This window comes from Advenella mimigardefordensis DPN7, from assembly GCF_000521505.1.
GTDB lineage: Bacteria > Pseudomonadota > Gammaproteobacteria > Burkholderiales > Burkholderiaceae_B > Advenella > Advenella mimigardefordensis.
In genome coordinates, this window is record NZ_CP003915.1 from 838,860 (window position 1) to 854,424 (window position 15,565).

Annotated in this window: 14 protein-coding genes; 10 read left to right on the forward strand and 4 right to left on the reverse strand. The window is 53.5% G+C overall.

The window, feature by feature from the left end:
• Nucleotides 1-54: 54 nt before the first annotated feature.
• From atpE to MIM_RS03900, 7 genes are all read left to right on the forward strand, one after another.
• Nucleotides 55-297, forward strand: coding sequence for a F0F1 ATP synthase subunit C (gene atpE / locus MIM_RS03870; RefSeq protein WP_014749574.1), 243 nt, complete (start codon nt 55-57; stop codon nt 295-297).
• A 146-nt stretch (nt 298-443) separates the two neighbouring features.
• Nucleotides 444-914 (forward strand): F0F1 ATP synthase subunit B, encoded by a 471-nt coding sequence (locus MIM_RS03875; RefSeq protein WP_024005178.1) that lies wholly within the window; start codon nt 444-446, stop codon nt 912-914.
• Nucleotides 915-926: 12 nt separating this feature from the next.
• Entirely contained in the window at nt 927-1,469 is a 543-nt protein-coding gene (locus MIM_RS03880) for a F0F1 ATP synthase subunit delta (protein WP_025371452.1), read from the forward strand.
• A gap of 34 nt (nt 1,470-1,503) precedes the next feature.
• The gene (atpA, locus tag MIM_RS03885) at nt 1,504-3,045 is read left to right on the forward strand and encodes a F0F1 ATP synthase subunit alpha (protein WP_025371453.1); all 1,542 of its coding nucleotides are present in this window, start codon (nt 1,504-1,506) and stop codon (nt 3,043-3,045) included.
• A gap of 71 nt (nt 3,046-3,116) precedes the next feature.
• Nucleotides 3,117-4,028 (forward strand): F0F1 ATP synthase subunit gamma, encoded by a 912-nt coding sequence (gene atpG, locus MIM_RS03890; protein ID WP_025371454.1) that lies wholly within the window; start codon nt 3,117-3,119, stop codon nt 4,026-4,028.
• A gap of 54 nt (nt 4,029-4,082) precedes the next feature.
• The gene (gene atpD, locus MIM_RS03895) at nt 4,083-5,483 is read left to right on the forward strand and encodes a F0F1 ATP synthase subunit beta (RefSeq protein ID WP_025371455.1); all 1,401 of its coding nucleotides are present in this window, start codon (nt 4,083-4,085) and stop codon (nt 5,481-5,483) included.
• Between the two features lie 9 nt (nt 5,484-5,492).
• Nucleotides 5,493-5,921 (forward strand): F0F1 ATP synthase subunit epsilon, encoded by a 429-nt coding sequence (locus MIM_RS03900; protein WP_025371456.1) that lies wholly within the window; start codon nt 5,493-5,495, stop codon nt 5,919-5,921.
• Nucleotides 5,922-6,114: 193 nt separating this feature from the next.
• Here MIM_RS03900 and MIM_RS03905 read toward each other — a convergent pair whose 3' ends face one another.
• From MIM_RS03905 to MIM_RS03915, 3 genes are all read right to left on the reverse strand, one after another.
• Nucleotides 6,115-7,269, reverse strand: coding sequence for a M20 aminoacylase family protein (locus MIM_RS03905; protein WP_322786685.1), 1,155 nt, complete (start codon nt 7,267-7,269; stop codon nt 6,115-6,117).
• A 64-nt stretch (nt 7,270-7,333) separates the two neighbouring features.
• Nucleotides 7,334-8,797, reverse strand: a complete 1,464-nt coding sequence (locus tag MIM_RS03910) for an MFS transporter (protein ID WP_025371458.1) — start codon at nt 8,795-8,797, stop codon at nt 7,334-7,336.
• Between the two features lie 412 nt (nt 8,798-9,209).
• Complete coding sequence (locus MIM_RS03915; protein ID WP_025371459.1) at nt 9,210-10,898, reverse strand: thiamine pyrophosphate-binding protein; 1,689 nt, start codon at nt 10,896-10,898, stop codon at nt 9,210-9,212.
• Between the two features lie 122 nt (nt 10,899-11,020).
• Here MIM_RS03915 and MIM_RS03920 point away from each other — a divergent pair, with 122 nt between their 5' ends.
• A complete protein-coding gene (locus MIM_RS03920; protein ID WP_025371460.1) occupies nt 11,021-12,016 on the forward strand; it encodes a Bug family tripartite tricarboxylate transporter substrate binding protein in 996 nt (331 codons plus the stop codon).
• A gap of 585 nt (nt 12,017-12,601) precedes the next feature.
• On the opposite strand, the gene MIM_RS03925 is transcribed toward MIM_RS03920, so the two are convergent.
• The gene (locus MIM_RS03925) at nt 12,602-12,844 is read right to left on the reverse strand and encodes a hypothetical protein (protein ID WP_025371461.1); all 243 of its coding nucleotides are present in this window, start codon (nt 12,842-12,844) and stop codon (nt 12,602-12,604) included.
• Nucleotides 12,845-13,073: 229 nt separating this feature from the next.
• On the opposite strand from MIM_RS03925, the gene MIM_RS23350 reads away from it, so the two are divergent.
• Entirely contained in the window at nt 13,074-14,054 is a 981-nt protein-coding gene (locus MIM_RS23350; protein ID WP_222836915.1) for a response regulator, read from the forward strand.
• Nucleotides 14,055-14,180: 126 nt separating this feature from the next.
• Complete coding sequence (hemE, locus tag MIM_RS03935) at nt 14,181-15,254, forward strand: uroporphyrinogen decarboxylase (protein WP_025371463.1); 1,074 nt, start codon at nt 14,181-14,183, stop codon at nt 15,252-15,254.
• Nucleotides 15,255-15,565 lie beyond the last annotated feature (311 nt).

A 15,565-nucleotide genomic window follows, 5' to 3' on the forward strand; every position in this document is an offset into this window, starting at 1 on the left:
GCAGTAATTTTCCATCTTTAAATTGTTTTAGGTTCATAACCACAAGGAGTAGTCATGACCACAGCAGCTTTCGTTGCTCTTGCTTGCGCTTTCATCATCGGCCTGGGCGCTATCGGCGCGTGTATCGGTATCGGTATCATGGGCGGTAAATACCTCGAAGCATCCGCTCGTCAGCCAGAACTGATGAACGTTCTGCAAACTAAAATGTTCTTGTTGGCTGGTCTGATCGACGCTGCGTTCCTGATCGGTGTTGGTATCGCCATGCTGTTCGCGTTTGCAAGCCCATTTGGTGCCTGATAACAAGACGTAAGGCCATCTTCGGATGGTGGTGAACAAGATGGAATAGCGAACCCTGATTTTCAGGGTTCGCCAATGACAAACAGTTCAAGTAAATTTCAGGATTTCGCCCAGGCGAAACCGCCCATATTTGAAGGGAAACGACCGTGAATTTAAACGCGACGCTCTTTTTCCAGACGCTCGTTTTTTTTGTGCTGGCGTGGTTCACGATGAAATTCGTGTGGCCTCCGCTGATCAAGGCCATTGAAGAACGTCGTCAGAAGATTGCCGATGGTTTGGCTGCCGCCGACAAAGGCAAAGCGGATCTCGCTCAGTCCCAGGCTCGTATCAGTCTGATCGAAGCCGACGCCAAGCAGCAAACACATGCCCGCTTGCAGGACGCTGAAAAACATGCCGCATCAATTGTTGACGCTGCCCGCGGAGAAGCTGAAACGGAACGTTCACGCATCATCGCTCAGGCTCAGCAGGACGCCGAGCGTGAAGTGCAGCGTGTACGGGACAGCCTGCGTGATGAAGTAGCTGCCCTTGCCGTCAAAGGCGCAGAGCAGATTCTCAAGCGCGAAGTCAATCCTCAGACGCATGCCGAGTTGCTGAACCAACTCAAGGCACAGCTTTAATTCGGAAATACCATGGCAGAACTATCAACCGTTGCCCGTCCGTACGCCGAGGCGCTTTTTGCCTCTGCGAAAAATGATCCGGCAGGTCTTGCTGCATGGTCGGATGCCGTCAATGAGCTCGCGCAGCTTTCTGGTCTGAAAGATGTGCGTGAAGCGATGTCAGATCCGCAACTGGAAAGAAAAACAAAAGAAGACGTTTTTCTGGGCCTGCTCAAAACGACCTTGTCGCAGCCAATGCGCAATTTCGTAGACCTGCTCATCGAAAACGATCGTCTTTTGCTCCTGCCACACATCGCCGAGCAGTTCGAGGCGCTCAGAAACCGCAATGATGGAACTGCACAAGCAGAAATCACCAGTGCTTTCGAGATGTCCGAAGCCCAGGTGCAGGAATTGATTGCCGGGCTGGAGAAAAAATTCGGCGTTAAACTGAAGCCGGTTGTTACCGTTGATTCGTCGCTTATCGGTGGCGTTCGCGTAACAGTAGGCGATCAGGTATTAGATACTTCCGTGCAGGCTCAGTTGAGCCGCCTGCGCGACACACTGGCGGCTCACTAAGCGCCATACATAACAGGATTTCAGGAGTCTGAACATGCAACTCAATCCGTCAGAAATCAGCGAACTGCTCAAAAGCCGTATTGAAGGCCTGGGCGCTTCTGCAGATGTTCGTACGCAAGGTACGGTTGTTTCCGTCACCGACGGTATTACACGTATCCACGGTCTTTCCGATGTGATGCAAGGCGAAATGCTGGAGTTCCCCAATAACGTCTACGGTCTTGCTCTGAACCTCGAGCGTGACTCTGTGGGTGCCGTTATTCTGGGTGATTACACCGGCGTTTCTGAAGGTGACCAGGTCAAAACCACCGGTCGTATTCTTGAAGTACCCGTTGGCCCCGAATTGCGCGGCCGCGTGGTAAACGCGCTGGGTCAGCCCATCGACGGTAAAGGTCCGGTCAATGCGAAAGCAACCGACATTATCGAAAAAGTGGCACCTGGCGTTATCGATCGTCAGTCTGTTTCTCAGCCTCTGCAAACCGGTATTAAATCAATCGACTCCATGGTACCTATCGGCCGTGGACAGCGCGAACTGATCATTGGTGACCGTCAGACAGGTAAAACAGCTGTTGCCATCGACGCGATCATCAGCCAGAAAGGCAAGAACGTAACCTGCGTTTACGTTGCTATCGGTCAGAAAGCGTCTACCGTCAACAACGTGGTGCGCAAGCTCGAAGAACTGGGCGCGCTGGAATACACCATCGTTGTCGCCGCAACGGCATCTGACTCTGCTGCCATGCAGTATCTGTCTGCCTACGCTGGTTGCACCATGGGTGAATATTTCCGTGACCGCGGTGAAGATGCACTGATCGTTTATGATGACCTGACCAAACAAGCCTGGGCATACCGTCAGGTTTCCCTGCTGCTGCGTCGTCCTCCTGGTCGTGAAGCCTATCCTGGTGACGTGTTCTATCTGCACTCCCGTCTGCTGGAGCGTGCCGCTCGCGTTAACGCCAATTACGTAGAAAAATTCACTAACGGTGAAGTAAAAGGCAAAACAGGTTCTCTGACAGCGCTGCCTATCATTGAAACCCAGGCAGGTGACGTTTCTGCCTTCGTTCCTACCAACGTGATTTCCATTACCGACGGCCAGATCTTCCTTGAGACCGATCTGTTCAACGCCGGTGTGCGTCCTGCGATTAACGCCGGTATTTCCGTATCACGGGTTGGTGGCGCTGCGCAAACCAAAGTCATCAAAAAACTGTCCGGTGGTATTCGTACCGACCTGGCCCAGTATCGTGAGCTGGCAGCCTTTGCCCAGTTTGCCTCCGACCTTGACGACGCAACACGCCGTCAGCTCGAACGTGGTAAACGCGTGGTAGAACTGCTCAAGCAGCCTCAGTATCAGCCTTTGCAGGTTTGGGAACTGGCCGTTTCACTGTACGCAGTGAACAATGGCTATCTGGACGAAGTTGACGTCGAGAAAGTGCTGTCCTTCGAGAAAGGCCTGAAAGACGAGCTCAAGAGCAAGCACGCTGATCTGATCGGCCGTATCGAAGATACGAAAGAACTGTCCAAAGAAGACGAAGCAGCATTGAAAGATATCGTTGCCGGCTTCAAATCTGGCGGTTCATACTAAGTTAGTTAGTCCGTGAGGTGCAGGGCGTGTTGCCGTGCACCTTCCTGAAATTGGTTTAACAGGAAAGCGAAATGCCTGGAATCAAGGAAATTCGTACAAAGATCAAGAGCGTGCAAAACACGCGCAAGATCACCAAGGCCATGGAAATGGTGGCAGCATCCAAAATGCGCAAGGCGCAGGAAAGAATGCGTGCCAGCCGTCCCTATGCCGAGAAAGTACGCGAAATCGCTGCACACATGATGCAAACGCATCCTGACTACCGTCATCCGTACATGGAAGAGCGTACAGATATCAAGGCAGTAGGTGTAGTGCTGGTCACCACAGACAAAGGTCTGTGTGGCGGCCTGAATACAAATATCTCCCGGTTGCTGCTGGCGCGTCTCAAGGAATTTGAAGCCAAGGGCATCAAAGTTCAGACAACGGCCCTGGGCAATAAAGGATTGAGTCTGCTGACGCGTATCGGTAGCAATCTGGTTTCCAACGAAGTGCAGCTGGGTGATCAGCCGCACCTGGATCGTCTGATTGGCGCGCTGAAGGTGCAACTGGACGACTATCTCGATGGCAAGATTGATGCACTGTACGTGGCGTCCACGCATTTTGTGAACACCATGAAGCAGGAGCCAACGATCATGCGTTTGCTGCCATTGCCGGATGGTCTTGCTGATCCGTTTGTTGCGGGATCAGTCAAGTCTGATAATGAAGCGGCGGCGATTGAATCAAGCTATCAGTGGGACTACATCTTCGAGCCCGATGCCAAATCGGTGATCGATGATCTGCTGACGCGTTATGTTGAAGGGCTGGTGTATCAGGCAGTAGCAGAAAATATGGCGTCAGAGCAGTCGGCACGGATGGTGGCGATGAAGGCTGCATCGGACAATGCGAAGAAAGTGATTGGCGATCTTCAACTGGTTTACAACAAAACCCGTCAGGCAGCTATCACCAAAGAAATTTCAGAAATCGTGGGGGGTGCGGCGGCGGTGTAACCGACAGGTTGCGCGACCCGGCATCTTTCAATCGTTATTAAGTAAGGAATCGACATGAGTAACGGTACCATCGTTCAGTGCATCGGCGCCGTCGTGGATATTCAGTTCCCACGCGACAACATGCCAAAAGTTTATGAAGCCCTTGTCCTGGCGGACAACGAATCAAAATTCGCCGAGAAAGGTTTGACACTGGAAGTTCAGCAGCAGCTGGGCGACGGTGTTGTGCGTACGATTGCACTGGGCTCCAGTGACGGTCTGCGTCGCGGCATGGCCGTCGATCGCACCAACGCTGCTATTTCCGTTCCTGTCGGTGAAGGCACCCTGGGCCGCATCATGGACGTGCTGGGTCGTCCTATCGACGAAGCCGGCCCGATCGCCAGCGAAGAAAAACGTGAAATTCACCAGGCTGCACCGAAATTTGACGAACTGTCTCCTTCGGTCGAGCTGCTGGAAACCGGCATCAAGGTGATTGACCTGGTCTGCCCGTTTGCCAAAGGCGGTAAAGTGGGTCTGTTCGGTGGTGCCGGTGTGGGCAAAACCGTGAACATGATGGAACTGATCAACAACATCGCCAAACAGCACTCCGGTCTGTCCGTGTTTGCCGGTGTGGGTGAACGTACTCGTGAAGGGAACGACTTCTACCACGAAATGGAAGAGTCCAACGTTCTGGATAAAGTGGCCATGGTGTTCGGTCAGATGAACGAACCTCCAGGCAACCGTCTGCGCGTGGCGCTGACCGGTCTGACCATGGCTGAAAAATTCCGTGACGAAGGTCGTGACATTCTGTTCTTCGTGGACAACATCTATCGTTACACCCTGGCCGGTACCGAAGTATCTGCGCTGCTGGGTCGTATGCCTTCTGCCGTGGGTTATCAACCAACACTGGCCGAGGAAATGGGTGTATTGCAAGAGCGTATTACCTCTACCAAAACCGGTTCTATTACATCGATCCAGGCCGTTTACGTTCCTGCCGATGACTTGACCGACCCGTCTCCTGCCACAACCTTCCAGCACTTGGATTCTACCGTTGTGCTGTCACGTGACATCGCTTCTCTGGGTATTTACCCTGCGGTTGACCCACTGGATTCCACCAGCCGTCAGCTGGATCCACAAGTGGTGGGTGAAGAGCACTATGTCGTAGCTCGTGGCGTGCAGCAAACACTGCAACGCTATAAAGAACTGCGTGACATTATTGCGATTCTGGGTATGGATGAGCTGTCTCCTGAAGACAAACAGGCTGTTGCCCGTGCTCGTAAAATCGAGCGCTTCCTGTCTCAGCCGTTCCACGTTGCCGAGGTCTTTACCGGTTCTCCTGGTAAATATGTACCGCTGGCAGAAACCATTCGCGGCTTCAAGATGATTGTTGACGGTGAATGCGATTCGCTGCCTGAACAGGCTTTCTACATGGTTGGTACCATTGATGAAGCCTTTGAAAAAGCGAAAAGCTTAAAATAAGGAATAGCTATGGCTACTTTACTCAAAGTAGAAGTTGTCAGTGCTGAAGCATCCATCTTCTCGGGCGAAGCCAAGTTTGTGGCTTTGCCAGGTGAAAGCGGTGAACTGGGCGTGTTGCCCGGTCACACACCGCTGATCTCCAAAGTCCGTCCAGGTACATTGAAAATCGTACGTGAAGATGGAACAGAAGAGCTGGTGTTTGTAGCCGGTGGTATTCTTGAAGTGCAGCCATTTGGTGTGACAGTGCTGTCCGACACGGCAATCCGTGCGGCAGACCTGGACGAAGCCAAGGCCGAGAAGGCTCGCCAGCAGGCGCTGGAAGCACTCGAGAACGCACACGACAAGCAGGATATTGCTGCTGTCGAAGCCGAACTGGCTATGCTGGCAGCGCAGGTTGCGGCAGCCCGTCGTTTGGCCAACATGAAAAATCGTCACTGATCTTTCATTGTCGTAGCGGTACTGGCAACACAATGCAAAAGACGCCTCAGGGCGTCTTTTGTGTTTCAACACCGGCTTTTTGTCTCGGTCTGGCGCCTGTGCTTTTACTGTTTTCGAGTACCGTACCTGCCGCAAGCATCATCCAGGAGGCACGGGCTGAGTCTTTTCCTGCCTATTCTTGCTATCAGGCCAGTCAGGCCAGATAGCTTTCGGTCAGCGCAACCCAGTATGTGGCACCGATACTCAGGTTGTTTTGGTCAAAGACATATTCGGGGTGGTGAACCATTTTCGTATTGCCATTGCCTACAAAACAATAAGTGCCTTTTTTCTTTTGCAGCATAAAGGCAAAATCTTCGGAGCCCAGATATGTGGGACCGGGGCAAATCACATTCTCCGCGCCAAAGGTCTTGCGTGCAATGTCCGCCGCCTTCTCGGTTTCTTCGGGGTCGTTGACCAATACCGCGCCGGGTACACCAGTACGAATCTCGGCGGTACATCCAAATGACTCGGACTGCGAGGCGACAAGTCGGCGGATATGCTGCAGGACCATATCGCGGTCTTCTGGCGTCGTAGTACGAATGGACAGCCGCAGGATGGCGCTATGCGCGATGACATTACCCGCATTGCCGGCCAGGAAGGCGCCTACCGTGACAACGGCTTTGTTGGCCGGGCTGACATTGCGTGAAACAATGGTTTGCAGTGCCATGACCAGTGAAGCGCCGGCAACGACCGGGTCGATCGACAGTTCAGGCATGGAGCCATGGCCGCCTTTACCTGTGATTTCAATTTCCCAGTTGTCAACGGCTGCCATGGTGGTACCGGGTGTAAAGTAAAGCTTGCCTGTTTCCAGTCCGGGCATATTGTGCATGCCGAATACGGCATCCACAGGGAAGCGTTCGAACAGGCCGTCTTCGATCATGGCAGGACCGCCTTGCATGGTTTCCTCGCCGGGCTGAAAAATCAGGCGCACCGTGCCGTTGAAATTGCGTTTTTCCGCCAGATATTTTGCGGCCCCCAATAGCATGGCGGTATGGGCGTCATGACCACAAAGATGGGACACACCGGGCACGCCGGACTTATAGGGCAGCGTGTTGACTTCCTGGATCGGCAGGGCATCAAAATCGGCGCGTAAGCCGATCGCCCTGGGGCTATCGCCGACAGTCAGAGAGGCAACAATACCATGTTGGCCCACACCCACTTCAACCTCATAGCCCAGGTCCTTCACAATGGAAGCAATATACTCTGCCGTCTTGCCTTCCTGCATGGACAGTTCCGGCATGCGATGCAGTTGTTCAAACCATTGCTTCATGCTGCGCTGATCGAGTTCCGGGGTTATTGCATTCATCATTAAATTCCTTTGTCGTTGAAGGTTTCCCGACCGGCCGGCTGGACCCGGCCGGGGCGCTGGTTAATTACATCTTTTTCGCGTGGCTTTGTTTGGGTACCGTGATGACGATAGAGAGGATGGCGGCAATGACCATAAGCAGGTTCACGGCCAGGGCAAAAAAACCGGCTTCGCGTACCGCCAGATTATCTTGTCGACCCACATAGCTGATCACGCCTTCGATCCACGATACGGCGCTGTTATCGCCCGACAGAGACGTGAATACGGCGGCGGAGATGGCGACCCCGAAAGAGGCACCCAGAGACGAGGCCATTTTGTAGATGCCCGCGCCGGCGCCGGCCTGATCAGCTGGCAGGTTGGAGAGTGCCGCATCGGTCGACGGCGTGGCATAAAATGCCAGACCCAGACCAAACAATGCGTAAGAGACAATCGCAAGCAGTTTGTAGGTATCCAGCATGACATGGGTGGCCATCAGCAACAGAATGGCGACGCCGACGACCAGTGTGCCCCAGATCATGGGCTTACGGGGGCCGAAGCGTTGCAATAATTTTTCCCCGACACGGATAAATGTCACGATGACAATGGCGTAGCCCAGTGTCAGCAGCCCGGTTTGCTGGGCGTCCATATTGCCACCCAGCTGCAGCAATGTCATGGACACAATCAGCATGCCGGCTACACCGTTGAGCAGAAAGTTGGAAATGGTGGCGCCGGTGTAGGTCATGTTGCGGAATAGTCCGAAATTGACAAAGGCATTTGCATTGTTACTTTCTACGCGTATAAAAACGAAGCCGAACACAATGGCGACTGCCAGCAGGGCGAGCGACGTGGCGCTGCCCCAGCCGAATTTTCCACCCTGGGTGGCAAACACCTGCAGCGCCACCATTGCGATCATGAAGGTGACAATGCCGCGCAGATCCAGTTTGAAGCCGTCTTTGGCCTGCGCACGGCTTTCAGGTGTGCCGCGAACCATCAGCATCCCGATGAGGGAGAGCACCGCGGCGGCCCAGAAAATGGAGCGCCAGCCCAGGTTCTGCGCCATCAGCCCGCCGAACAGGGCGGCGAAACCAGATCCGCCCCACGAGCCCATGGACCAGAGCGATACCGCACGCTGCCGACCGGCGCCATCCCAGTAAGCTTTGACCAGCGCCAGCGATGCCGGCATGATGAAAGCGCCGGAAAGACCCTGGCAGATCCGTCCGAGCATAAGCAAGGCAGCGCCTGTCGGACCGGAGGGCGCCACCGCGACCAGCAGTGAGCCGGCGATCGAGAAAATGAAGCCCCACTGGACAACCCGTACCCGACCGTAGCGATCTGCCAGGCCACCCATGACCACGATGAAAATACCGGAGAACAGGGCGGTGATCGAGACTGCGATATTCATGACCGTCGGCTGGATGCCGAGATCCTTAGCCATGATCGGGGAAATATTCAGGGTGGTCTGGGCAAACAGCCAGAAGGCCAGCACGCCCATGATAATGCCGAAAAGGAGACGATCGCTCCCCTGGTATGGTGTGCTTGTATGTGTACTCATGCGTGATCCTTAAGCGATGATGTTGATTGCGCTTGTACTGTCAGTCTCAAGGCGATAAGTCACTATATATTTTATTTGAAAAAGCAACTTAATATTTATCAACAGTTCGTGGATCTGCTGGATTGTTTGCTGCGATATGTGATTGCACCCGAATGATGAAAAATGTCACTTGTCATCGTGCTGGTTACGGGCCGCCAGCTATGCCTGGCAAATCATGGAGGGTCTTATGGGCTTATCGGAACTGCCATAAAGTTAGGTCCATAAAGGCAGGTCCATAAAGGCAGGTAATCGTTGCCAGTAAGGCACGCAGGCGCAGGTGTTGAATAAGTGATGTTCGGCCGACACCTGTGTGGATGGCGGATGCTGCGGGCATCGAACCATGCCCGCAGCTTGCGTTGTCTGTGTTTTCGGATTATTGCGACTGCGCCTGTTCCGCCGCCGCGCGCAGTTGATCCAGCGTGGCGGTGGGCGTAATGGCTTGCGGGTCGATCAGGCAGTGCAAAATCGCGGGTTTGCCGCTGGCCACTGCCCGCTCAAATGCCGGGCCGAATTCTTCGTTTTTTTCCACCCGTTCGCCATGGCCGCCAAACGCCACGGCATAAGCGGCAAAGTCCGGATTCTGCAGGTTCGTGGCACTGACGCGGCCAGGATAGTGCTTTTCCTGGTGCATGCGTATCGTACCGTACATGCCGTTGTCAAATATCAGCACAATAATATTCAATCCGTACTGTACGGCAGTGGCGAACTCCTGGCCATGCATCAGAAAGCAGCCGTCGCCGGCAAAGCAGACAACCTGTCGCTGCGGCATCACGCGCTTGGCACCGACTGCTGCAGGGGCGCCATAGCCCATTGAGCCGGATGTGGGGGCCAGTTGCGTATTGAAGTGATTGAAGCGGTGAAAGCGATGCAGCCAGGTGGCGTAGTTGCCGGCACCGTTGGTCAGAATGGCATCCGGCTCCAGATGACTTTCCAGGTATTCCATGACTTTACCCATTTGCAGGGCGCCGGGTGTATTCACAGACTGCGGATTACTCCACTCCAGATAAGTGGCATGGGCGGCATCGACATCGTTTTTGCGCAAGTCCTGGCTGCTTGCGGCGAGTTCGACAGCGGCCTTGCCAAACTGCGCAGGCGTCGCGTTGATGGCCAGTGCGGCCTGATATACGCGGTTCAGTTCCTGGCTGTCCGGGTGCACATGGATCAGCGTCTGTTTCGGTACCGGGATGTCCAGCAGTGTGTAACTTTGTGAGGCGATTTCCGACATGCGTCCGCCTACCAACAGAATCACGTCGGCTTCCTGCGCCATTTTGAGCAGTTTCGGATTGATGCCCAGGCCGATATCACCCACGAAATTCGGATGCGACGAAGGGAACAGATGCTGACGCCGGAACTGGACTGCTACCGGCAACTGCTGCTGTTCGGCAAAACGTATGAAATCATTGACGGCTTCCTGTGTCCAGCGCGAGCCGCCGAGAATGGCCAGCGGCTTTTTTGCACCAGCCAGCAGCGTGGCCATTTGTGTTATTTGTTCAGGAACCGGGGCTGATTCTACCGGTTCTACTCTTGGTGCGTCCGCGACGCTGGCCATTTGCACCAGCATGTCTTCGGGCAGGGCGATGACAACGGGGCCGGGACGACCGGACATGGCGACGTGAAAAGCGCGGGCGATCAGTTCAGGAATGCGGGCCGCATCATCGATTTCCGTGGTCCATTTTGTCTGTGTGCCAAAAACGGCGCGGTAGTCCACTTCCTGAAACGCTTCGCGCTCGCGCATCCCGGTTTCAATCTGCCCGACAAAGACGATAAGCGGCGTTGAATCCTGCTTGGCAATGTGGATGCCGGCCAGGGCGTTGGAGATGCCAGGCCCGCGGGTGACCATGCAGATGCCGGGCCGGCCGGTGAGCTTGCCGTGGGCTTCCGCCATCATGGCCGCGCCGCCTTCCTGGCGACACACCGTGACGTTAATACTGGCGTCGTGCAACGCATCCAGAACGGCCAGGTAACTCTCACCTGGCACACAAAAGACATGATCTACGCCCTGACGGACGAGTTGATCGACGATAATATCTCCACCGGGACGACTCTGGCTGTTGTTTTGCATGAGTGTTCTATAATTTCAGTTGTGAAAGGAATGCTGTCCATGATTCCAAATCCGCGTGTTGCTTGTTTCGCGCGCATCATCACAGACAACATCATCATTGTAAAGTATAGGCGATATAGAACATGAATTTAACTCAGAAAGCTTTTTTCCCCCGCGCTTTGTCGTTCGCGGCCGGCCTGGGATTGCTGGCGGCGGTAAATACGGCGTCTGCGCAGGAAGAAGCATATCCATCGCAACCCGTGACCGTATTGGTCGGCTTCGCTGCCGGCGGCACGACAGACGTACTGGCCCGTATTGTGGCCAAGGGCCTGGGCGACGAACTTGGCCAGAGCTTCGTGGTTGAAAACAAACTGGGTGCAGGCAGCAATATTGCGACCGACCAGTTGCTGCGTAAAAAACCAGACGGCTACACGCTCATGATGATGGCTGTGACCACTACGATCAACCAGACGCTGTACAAAAACGCCCGGTTCAATATTGAGAAGGATATTGAACCTATCGTTCTGGTAGCCAAAGTCCCCAATATCCTGGTTGCCAGCAACAAAACGCCCTATAACAATGTGAAAGAATTTGTAGACTACGCCAAGGCCAATCCTGGTAAGGTCAATTATGGCTCTTCTGGTGCCGGTACATCTATTCACCTGGCGGGCGAGCTGTTCAAGCAGCAGGCGGGTATTGATATGCTCCACATTCCGTTCAGCGGTAGTGGCCCGTCCATGACCGCACTGGTCGGTGGGCAGACCGACGTGGTATTCGAGAATATGCCGGCTGCCGTACCGCAAGTCAAGGCAGGCAAGATCAAGGCCTTTGCCGTAACGACAGACAAGCGCTCGGAGGCCTTCCCCGATGTGCCTACGCTGAAAGAGTCTGGCTATCCACAGTTTAATGTGTCTTCATGGTTTGGTCTGGTGGCGCCTAAAGGGACACCCAAGCCTATCGTCGATAAAATCAATGCAACCGTGGAAAAAATTCTGGCCAGGCCCGATGTGATCAAGCAACTTGAAGGCTTGGGTGCGACCGCAGAAAAGAACACACCGGCAGAGTTTGCTAAATTTGTTTCTGATGAAACCCAGACCTGGGGTGATGTGATTCGCAAGGGCAATATTTCAATTGACTAGCCCGGCAGCAGCGGGTGTGTGACGGCCGGCGGCTTTTGGTTTTGGCGCACAACAGAAACGGCAACAGGACAATCGGTTCCTGTTGCCGTTTTTCATTGTTTTTCGCCAGCTTAAGCAGGCTGCGCGAATTTTCCGGAACAACTGCGTGTTCGTTAATCGTTCTGATGGATTGTTATTGAATGAGCGGCGTTGCCGCCAACATCGGTGATATTTGAAACAAAATGGCCGTGCGCTGTCCATGTTTTGTTGGAGCTGTGGCCTGAAAAAAGCGGGGAGTGCGGTAGCGTTGGCAACTTATTGTCGCGTGCCCGTTACAGGCAATAGGCTACGAGGAGTACTGTCAGAGAGACATCAATGGATTGCGGCGGCAATGGTGCCCCAGCATCCCTGACTATACGGTCAGATTGCTCATTCCGGCATATCATCCGCCTGCATCACAGCAGCTGTCCGGCCACTGTGGGTTCAATTGCAGGCAGATGCGCCGTCAGTCAATCACCCGTTTGGCGTACGATCACGTTCGCCACATTTATTACTGCTACTTCGATTGTGCGTACCCGCGTTCAATATCGCAGGAACGATCAGCTATTACCAGCTGAAACCACCTTCAGAATCAGTGTCATCAATCGCTTTTTCTGTTTCCTTGATCATGTCATACATCATGACACCAGCAGCGGCCACAGAGGTGGCGATGGCTTTGATCAGTCCGGTCAGGCTCATAGCGCGTTCTTCGTTGATTGCATTGTTGATCAATTCACGCTCCATGGAATCGCTGAAAGCAAGTTCAGGGGCGTCGCTCATTGCAAGGGCGTTTTTCATAGAAATGTTCATGGTGTTGGGTTCCTTAAATGACTGTAAAAACTAGGTATAAACCATTATAGGGTTAACCCTAGTAATAAGCAAGGGCACCGGTGCTTTATGTCATGTACTGCAACAAATCCGTTGTTTTTTCAGCAAAAACAGTTACTTAACCGTAATTGCCCCAGTGTGACAAGTGCGAATTGTCGCTAGTCGGGAGCGCCTTTATTCTGTACGTTTTGTTACACAGAGAGACTTCAAGGTGAAAGAACGACTGGACTGCGCCCTTATCAAAATCCCCGGCTGCGAACCACTGGCAGAAACGTTGCTCAGGCAGGACCGCTTACCTAACGCTCGCCTGCATTTCAGTCTGATAGAACCCTCCCCCCGAGCGGAACAAGGCTCATTTCCGTCAGTCTCGATGCTGCAGGACATGACTTATTCCCTGCGCCATTTTGATGCGATCTGTCTGCCCGTCTCGTCGGCCTCGCTGGTCTGGACCCGTTTATTACTGCAGCAAACGCGTATTGAACAGCATCGTCCCATTTTTGTGCTGGGATTGGCGTTGCGTCCCATTGGGCTGATCGATCTGCTCGAGCTCGGTGTCGTTGATTTTGCCTTATGGCCATGTGAGCCGGAGGAAATCCGTGTCAGGCTGTTGCGTGCCTTGCATGAACTTCGGGGGCTTCAGGCGCGTCTTCCCTCATTGCTGGGCGACAGCGTTAATCCGCAGCAATATGCCGTTCACGATTCGGCCATGGCGTATCAGGCTGAATATGGCCCCGCGCCTGCCTCTGCCGCTGTGGGTGCGTTGCATCTTGCTGCAGACAAATCGGGGCTGCCATTATTGCCGGGCTTCAAACGTCCCGTTGGTCGCATGCCCGTTACCACAATGATGGGCGTTACCGCAGGTGCAAATGGCATCCTGCCGCCTGTTTCGCTTTTACGTCGGATGGGGGGCGGGCTTGCTCATGCAGGCAAGTCGGTCAGCACCTATCCGACAGTGCTCAGCGTCCCCAGGGTCTGCTGTCAGGAAATCGCGCAATATCCCGAAGGCTTTCAGCAACTGAAATCGGTCGTGGTTGCCCAGTTTGAACGCACTTATCTTACGCATGCGCTGGCGCGCAGCAAGGGAAATATCGCCCTGGCAGCGCGCAATTCCCACAAACATCGCCGGGCATTCTGGGCGCTCATGTGCAAACATCAGATCAGTGCCGAACCGTTTCGCGACAATGGTATTTGAGTTGCAGTGGTATCTGGCGGCAAACCGCTACATGTTAAGGGAGCGGTCAGCGGCCATTCTTACACCAGGTACGATACAATCTGTCCGGTAAGAAAATCATAGATTTATAGATATTAAAGGTTCCCGATGGCTTTTCCGGTTTTGCAGAACGATGTTTTCCTGCGCGCACTGCAGCGCCAGCATGTTCCCTATACGCCTGTATGGTTAATGCGTCAGGCGGGACGATACCTTGCTGAATATAATGAGACGCGTGCCAGGGCGGGGTCGTTCCTGGGGCTGGCCAAAAATCCGGATTTTGCCACAGAGGTTACGTTGCAGCCCCTGGCCCGCTTCCCTCTGGATGCCGCCATTCTGTTTTCCGACATCCTCATGCTGCCCGATGCCATGGGACTCGGCCTGGATTTCGTTGCGGGTGAAGGTCCTCAGTTTGCACGCCCTGTGCGCACTCAGCAGGATGTTGAACAGCTTGCCGTTCCAGACATGAACCAGTTGCGTTACGTGTTCGACGCCGTCAGTCAGATCCGCCAGTCGCTCAACGGAAGCGTTCCCCTGATCGGCTTTGCGGGTAGCCCCTGGACAGTTACATGTTATATGGTCGAAGGACGGGGTTCCACAGATTATCGGCAAATCAAAACCATGATGTATGCGCAGCCTGCAATGCTGCATCGTATTCTGGAGGTCACCGCCCAGGCGACGGCGCAGTATCTGAACGAGCAAATTCGCGCAGGCGCCCAGGCCGTCATGATTTTTGACAGTTGGGGCGGCGTCCTCGCCGATGGCCTCTATCAGCAATTTTCGCTTGCGTATATCACTCAGGTGATCAGCCAGCTGAATCGCACTCAGGATGGTGTTGTGGTGCCGGTCATTGCATTTACAAAGGGGGGCGGATTATGGCTGGAAGACATCGTTAGCAGCGGTTGCGATGCGATCGGACTTGACTGGACGGTCAATCTTAAACAGGCCCGTGAACGGGTAGGTGATCGTGTTGCATTGCAGGGCAATATAGATCCCATGGCGCTGTTTGGAACTGAATCCGCCATTCGTCACGAAGTGCGGCGCGTCATTGACGACTTCGGACCGGTTACAAATGGCGGCCATATATTCAATCTTGGTCACGGTATTTCACAATTTACACCGCCCCAGAATGTGTCAATTCTGGTGGATGAAGTGCACAGTTATAGTTCAGGCAAACATGGCTGATGCTAAGTTGTGCACAGATGTCAAGCTGATGTTGTTTTTGGACAAACTGCTGTAACACTACGGACTTGTATTTTAAGTTATTGAAATTTAAGAAATTAGTTTATGAATATTTCGATATGAAATAAATTTGATCCTTCATTTCTTTTCAATAGTTTTTTTGTAATATAGTTTTCCCCAAAGTTATCCACAGGCCGTGGCGGTTAATTAATAAGTGATGTCGGGTACTTGCTTTAAAGCAGAAAGCTACGAAATCACTTTAAGTATTGACATGGATATGTAACTTAAAGGTAATACTCAAACAGGTGGCATAA

Coding starts and splice junctions, on each gene's coding strand:
- hemE (WP_025371463.1), top strand. CDS start 14,181: ATGGCTTTTCCGGTTTTGCAGAACGATGTTTTCCTGCGCGCACTGCAG.
- MIM_RS03925 (WP_025371461.1), bottom strand. CDS start 12,844: ATGAACATTTCTATGAAAAACGCCCTTGCAATGAGCGACGCCCCTGAA.
- MIM_RS03910 (WP_025371458.1), bottom strand. CDS start 8,797: ATGAGTACACATACAAGCACACCATACCAGGGGAGCGATCGTCTCCTT.
- MIM_RS03915 (WP_025371459.1), bottom strand. CDS start 10,898: ATGCAAAACAACAGCCAGAGTCGTCCCGGTGGAGATATTATCGTCGAT.
- MIM_RS03920 (WP_025371460.1), top strand. CDS start 11,021: ATGAATTTAACTCAGAAAGCTTTTTTCCCCCGCGCTTTGTCGTTCGCG.
- atpD (WP_025371455.1), top strand. CDS start 4,083: ATGAGTAACGGTACCATCGTTCAGTGCATCGGCGCCGTCGTGGATATT.
- MIM_RS03900 (WP_025371456.1), top strand. CDS start 5,493: ATGGCTACTTTACTCAAAGTAGAAGTTGTCAGTGCTGAAGCATCCATC.
- atpA (WP_025371453.1), top strand. CDS start 1,504: ATGCAACTCAATCCGTCAGAAATCAGCGAACTGCTCAAAAGCCGTATT.
- MIM_RS03880 (WP_025371452.1), top strand. CDS start 927: ATGGCAGAACTATCAACCGTTGCCCGTCCGTACGCCGAGGCGCTTTTT.
- atpG (WP_025371454.1), top strand. CDS start 3,117: ATGCCTGGAATCAAGGAAATTCGTACAAAGATCAAGAGCGTGCAAAAC.
- atpE (WP_014749574.1), top strand. CDS start 55: ATGACCACAGCAGCTTTCGTTGCTCTTGCTTGCGCTTTCATCATCGGC.
- MIM_RS03905 (WP_322786685.1), bottom strand. CDS start 7,269: ATGATGAATGCAATAACCCCGGAACTCGATCAGCGCAGCATGAAGCAA.